The sequence below is a fragment of the Pseudomonas sp. S37 genome (assembly GCF_016658545.1).
Classification (GTDB): Bacteria; Pseudomonadota; Gammaproteobacteria; order Pseudomonadales; family Pseudomonadaceae; genus Aquipseudomonas.
The window spans coordinates 1-4771 of the sequence record NZ_JACVZC010000200.1; the positions used below are offsets into that span (position 1 = coordinate 1).

Genomic DNA, 4771 nt, shown 5'->3' on the forward strand with positions numbered 1-4771 from the left:
AATGTAGGAGCGAGCTTGCTCGCGATGCGCCGCGCGGGCGGCGCTCGATCTTGCAGGCGCCAAAAATGCCCCGACAAACCTCAAGGCCGAATCTCGATCAACGTCCCATCCCGCACCAAATCCCACACCTCCTGCATGTCACGGTTACGCATGGCAATACAACCATCCGTCCAGTCCAGGGTATGGAAGTACCACTCCGGGTATTCATCGTTCAGCGGTGTGCCATGGATCATGATCATGCTGCCGGCACTCACCCCTTCACGCGAGGCCCGGGCCGCATCGCTGATGTTCGGGTAGTTGATGTGCATGGCCAGGTTGAAGCGGTCGCTCTGCTTGCGCCAGTCCAGCCAGTACAACCCCTCCGGGGTTTTCTTGTCGCCCTCGCGCTCCTTGGCGCCCTTGGGCTGCTTGCCCAGCGAGATGCGGTAGGTTTTCAGCGGCTCGCCGCGGCTGATCAACTGCAGGCGGCGCTCGGACTTGATCACCAGCACCTTGTCGATCAACGGTTGCATGGCCTGTTGCGACTGCGTAGGCGTTTGCGCGGGCGACAGAGGCTTGCGGACGATGGTCTCGGTGAAGGCCGCCTGGGACACCGAGGTAACGCAAAGGCAGAAAAGGGCAAGCAACCAGCGCATGTAACGGTATCCCTGAAGGCGTTTAGGTGTTGGGCGAAACGTTCATCGGCGGCAGGTATTCATGGCCTATGGGGTAGTGCTGCCCGATGCGGTCGCGATAGTAGCATTCTAGTGTGCGCGTGACGGTGCGGAAAGCCAGCTCGCCCCACGGTATCTCATGTTCCTCGAACAGCCGCACCTCCAGGCTTTCGACACCTACATCAAAGGCAAGGTCCGCCAGTTCGGCTCGGAAGAACACGTGTACCTGGTTGATGTGCGGCAAATCGAACAGCTGATACAGGCTGGTCGGCCCGACCCGGGCGCAGGCTTCCTCGACAGTTTCGCGACGGGCGGCCTGGTCGAGGGTTTCGCCGTTTTCCATGAACCCGGCGGGCAGGGTCCAGAAACCGCGGCGCGGTTCGATGGCGCGGCGGCACAGCAGCACCTGGCTACCCCAGGTGGGCAGTACGCCGGCGACAATATTGGGGTTCTGGTAGTGGATGGTCTGGCAAGCATCGCAGACATACCGCAGGCGGCTGTCGCCTTCGGGGATCCGCTGGGTGACCGGCTGGCCGCACGCGCTGCAGAATTTCATGATGGGTTCCTTTCTGTTCAGGGCTATCTTGGCGTGGCCGCAGGGCCGCCGCAAGCGCAGGGGCTTGGGTGCTTCGCGGCTTTGGTGCATCATGCAAGGCAGGCCTTGGATACGAGCGTGCGCAATGCTGGACGAGCTACTTCGCCGAATGAGCAACCACCACCCTGCATCACTGGAAACCGACAGGCGGTTCCCCGAAGCGGCGGTTCTCTTGCCCATTACCCGCAGCGAAGCGCCCGAACTGGTCTTGACCTTACGCGCCAAGGGCTTGTCCACCCACGGCGGCGAAGTGGCCTTTCCCGGTGGCCGTCGCGACCCGGAAGACCCGGACCTGGTGTTTACCGCGCTGCGTGAAGCCGAAGAAGAAATCGGCCTGCCGCCTGGCCTGGTCGAAGTGATCGGCCCGCTCAGCCCGCTGATTTCCCTGCACGGCCTTAAAGTGACGCCATTCGTCGGGGTTATCCCCGACTTCGTCGAATACCGCGCCAACGACGCCGAGATCGCGGCAGTATTCACCGTGCCGCTGGAGTTCTTCCGCCAGGACCCGCGCGACCATACCCACCGTATCGATTACCAGGGGCGCAGCTGGTATGTGCCCAGCTATCGCTATGGCGAATACAAGATCTGGGGCTTGTCGGCGATCATGATCGTCGAACTGGTCAACCTGTTGTTCGATGCCGGTATCAGCCTGCATCAGCCCCCTGAGCGTTACATCGAAAACTGAGCGGGGCCAACCCCGCCGTCTGCGTCACAGCCTGAGGAGCAAGCATGAAATACCGCCTGGGCGACCTGCGGGTCGAAAGCCACCCCACCAGTTGGGCCGCACCCAACGCCACGCTGATCGGCAACGTGCGCCTGCAGGCCAATGCCAGCGTGTGGTTCGGTGCGGTGCTGCGCGGCGACAACGAGCTGATCGACATCGGCGAAGGCAGTAACGTGCAGGATGGCACGGTGATGCACACCGACATGGGCTCGCCGCTGACCTTGGGCAAGGGTGTGACCGTTGGCCACAACGCCATGCTGCATGGCTGTACGGTGGGCGACTACAGCCTGGTCGGTATCAATGCGGTGATCCTCAACGGCGCGCGCATCGGCAAGCACTGCATCATCGGCGCCAATGCACTGATTGCCGAGGGCAAGGAAATCCCCGACGGTTCGCTGGTGATGGGCTCGCCGGGCAAGGTGGTGCGCGAGCTGACCGAACAGCAGAAGCGCATGCTGGAAGCCAGCGCCGCGCATTACGTGCACAATGCCCAGCGTTATGCGCAGGAGTTGGTGGTTGACGATGAGTAATGTTGTGGAACGGCCGGTGGCCTCGCCGTGCGTGAGCATATGCGCGCTGGACGAGCAGGATATCTGCACCGGCTGCCAGCGTACCGTGGCCGAGATTGGCCGCTGGGGGCGGATGGACAACGACGAGCGCCGGGCGGTGCTCAAGCTCTGCCATGAACGGGCACTGGAGGCCGGCCTAATCCTCTAGGCCGACGCGCCCATTGTAGGAGCGGGTTTATCGAGGCGTCGAACCGCCGCGAACACCGGCACAGCCGGTGCCATCCACCGCGTTGGATTCTTCGCGGGTGAACCCGCTCCCACAGGGATTGCGTGGCCCTTGAAGCTGATGCTGTACCTGTCGGAGCGGGTTTACCCGCGAACGGCCCAGCGGTAATCTGTACGGCTTGCCCACAGACTACCCGCCATGTTCTATCTCATTGCCTACATCAGCAGCGTAGTGCTGATCAACTACGCCTTCTCCAGTGCCCCGCACCTGGACATCATCTGGTCCGCCTGGGGCGGCCTGGTATTCATCCTGCGCGACATGGTGCAAACCCGCTTCGGCCACGGCGCCTTGGTCGCCATGCTGGTGGCGCTGGTGCTGTCCTATGTCACTTCGGAGCCGGCCATTGCCCTGGCCAGTGCCACCGCGTTCTTTATTTCCGAGCTGATCGACTGGCTGGTGTTCAGCATCACCCGCCGGCCACTGCGTGACCGCCTGTGGCTGAGTTCAGCGCTGAGTATCCCGGTGGATACCTTCATCTTCTTCGGCATGATCGGCGCCCTGACCCCAGCGGTGATCGGCACCGCCATGGCCTCGAAATTCGCGGGCGTTACCGCCGTGTGGCTGGCCATGGCATTTCGCGCCCGGCGGGCTGCCGTGGCCGGCTGATGGTGTAGAATAGCGGTCCTTTTTCAGCGGGTGGCGCCAAGCCTGGCGCGGCCCCGGATGCCTTCGAGGACCTGAAATGACCCGTATCGGAACCCCCTTGTCGCCCACCGCGACCCGTGTACTGCTGTGCGGCTGTGGCGAGCTGGGCAAGGAAGTGGTGATCGAGCTGCAGCGCCTGGGCGTCGAAGTGATCGCCGTCGACCGCTACGCCAACGCGCCGGCCATGCAGGTGGCGCACCGCAGCCACGTGGTCAACATGCTCGATGGTGTGGCCCTGCGTGCCGTGATCGAAGCCGAGAAGCCGCACTACATCGTTCCGGAAATCGAAGCCATCGCCACCGCTACCCTGGTCGAGCTGGAAAACGAAGGCTTCACCGTGGTGCCGACCGCCCGCGCCACCCAGCTGACCATGAACCGCGAAGGCATCCGCCGCCTGGCCGCCGAAGAGCTGGAACTGCCAACCTCGCCGTACCATTTTGCCGACACGTATGAAGACTTCGCCAAGGGCGTTGCCGATGTCGGCTACCCGTGCGTGGTCAAGCCGGTGATGAGTTCGTCGGGCAAGGGCCAGAGCCTGCTGCGCAGCGATGCCGACCTGCAGAAGGCGTGGGACTACGCCCAGGAAGGCGGCCGCGCCGGCAAGGGCCGGGTGATCGTCGAGGGCTTTATCGACTTCGAATACGAAATCACCCTGCTGACCGTGCGCCATGTGGGTGGCACCACCTTCCTCGAGCCAGTCGGCCACCGCCAGGAGAAAGGCGACTACCAGGAATCCTGGCAGCCACAGGCCATGAGCGAGAAAGCGCTGGCCGAGTCGCAGCGCGTGGCCAAGGCGGTCACCGATGCCTTGGGCGGTCGCGGCCTGTTTGGCGTGGAACTGTTCGTGAAAGGCGACCAGGTGTGGTTCAGCGAAGTCTCGCCGCGCCCGCATGACACCGGCCTTGTGACCCTGATTTCCCAGGACCTGTCGCAGTTCGCCCTGCATGCCCGCGCCATTCTCGGCCTGCCGATTCCGGTGGTGCGCCAGTTTGGTCCGTCGGCTTCGGCGGTGATCTTGCCAGAGGGCCAGTCGCAGCAGACCAGCTTTGCCAACCTGGGTGCAGCGCTGAGCGAGCCGGATACTGCCATCCGCCTGTTCGGCAAGCCGGAAATCAACGGTACCCGCCGCATGGGTGTGTGCCTGGCGCGTGATGAATCGGTCGACGCGGCGCGGGCCAAGGCTACCCGTGCATCGCAGGCGGTCAAGGTCGAGTTCTGATCCGAGACCGTAGGGGGCCGCGTTGCGGCCCTTTCGCGACACAAGGCCGCTCCTACAGGGGATCGCATCAGCCTCGGCTTGCGCGGTCTCCTGTAGGAGCGGCCTTGTTCTGGTCAAGTTTTTCCGGACACCGATTACGG

At 63.5% G+C, this 4771-nt stretch carries 7 protein-coding genes; 5 read left to right on the forward strand and 2 right to left on the reverse strand.

The features are described from left to right. Nucleotides 1-80: 80 nt before the first annotated feature. Together IAE39_RS28975 and IAE39_RS28980 are read right to left on the reverse strand one after the other, a co-directional pair. The gene (locus IAE39_RS28975) at nucleotides 81-635 is read right to left on the reverse strand and encodes a L,D-transpeptidase family protein (RefSeq protein ID WP_201207891.1); all 555 of its coding nucleotides are present in this window, start codon (nucleotides 633-635) and stop codon (nucleotides 81-83) included. Between the two features lie 22 nt (nucleotides 636-657). Next, nucleotides 658-1209 carry an NUDIX hydrolase gene (locus IAE39_RS28980; RefSeq protein WP_201207892.1) on the reverse strand — a complete coding sequence of 184 codons (552 nt, stop codon included), beginning with the start codon at nucleotides 1207-1209 and terminating at the stop codon, nucleotides 658-660. Between the two features lie 124 nt (nucleotides 1210-1333). Between IAE39_RS28980 and IAE39_RS28985 the strand changes: the two genes are divergently transcribed. The 5 genes from IAE39_RS28985 to purT all read left to right on the forward strand — a co-directional run bounded on the left by IAE39_RS28985 (nucleotide 1334) and on the right by purT (nucleotide 4631). Beyond that, nucleotides 1334-1933 (forward strand): CoA pyrophosphatase, encoded by a 600-nt coding sequence (locus tag IAE39_RS28985; RefSeq protein ID WP_201207893.1) that lies wholly within the window; start codon nucleotides 1334-1336, stop codon nucleotides 1931-1933. Between the two features lie 44 nt (nucleotides 1934-1977). Beyond that, nucleotides 1978-2502: a gamma carbonic anhydrase family protein gene (locus IAE39_RS28990; protein ID WP_016485138.1), complete on the forward strand. Its 525-nt coding sequence runs from the start codon at nucleotides 1978-1980 to the stop codon at nucleotides 2500-2502. Then, nucleotides 2495-2689, forward strand: coding sequence for a DUF1289 domain-containing protein (locus IAE39_RS28995; RefSeq protein WP_201207894.1), 195 nt, complete (start codon nucleotides 2495-2497; stop codon nucleotides 2687-2689). Before IAE39_RS28990 ends, IAE39_RS28995 begins: the two co-directional genes overlap by 8 nt. 216 nt (nucleotides 2690-2905) lie before the next feature. Continuing rightward, nucleotides 2906-3373, forward strand: coding sequence for a VUT family protein (locus IAE39_RS29000; protein WP_010952556.1), 468 nt, complete (start codon nucleotides 2906-2908; stop codon nucleotides 3371-3373). A 76-nt stretch (nucleotides 3374-3449) separates the two neighbouring features. Beyond that, complete coding sequence (purT, locus tag IAE39_RS29005) at nucleotides 3450-4631, forward strand: formate-dependent phosphoribosylglycinamide formyltransferase (protein WP_201207895.1); 1182 nt, start codon at nucleotides 3450-3452, stop codon at nucleotides 4629-4631. Nucleotides 4632-4771: the final 140 nt, after the last annotated feature.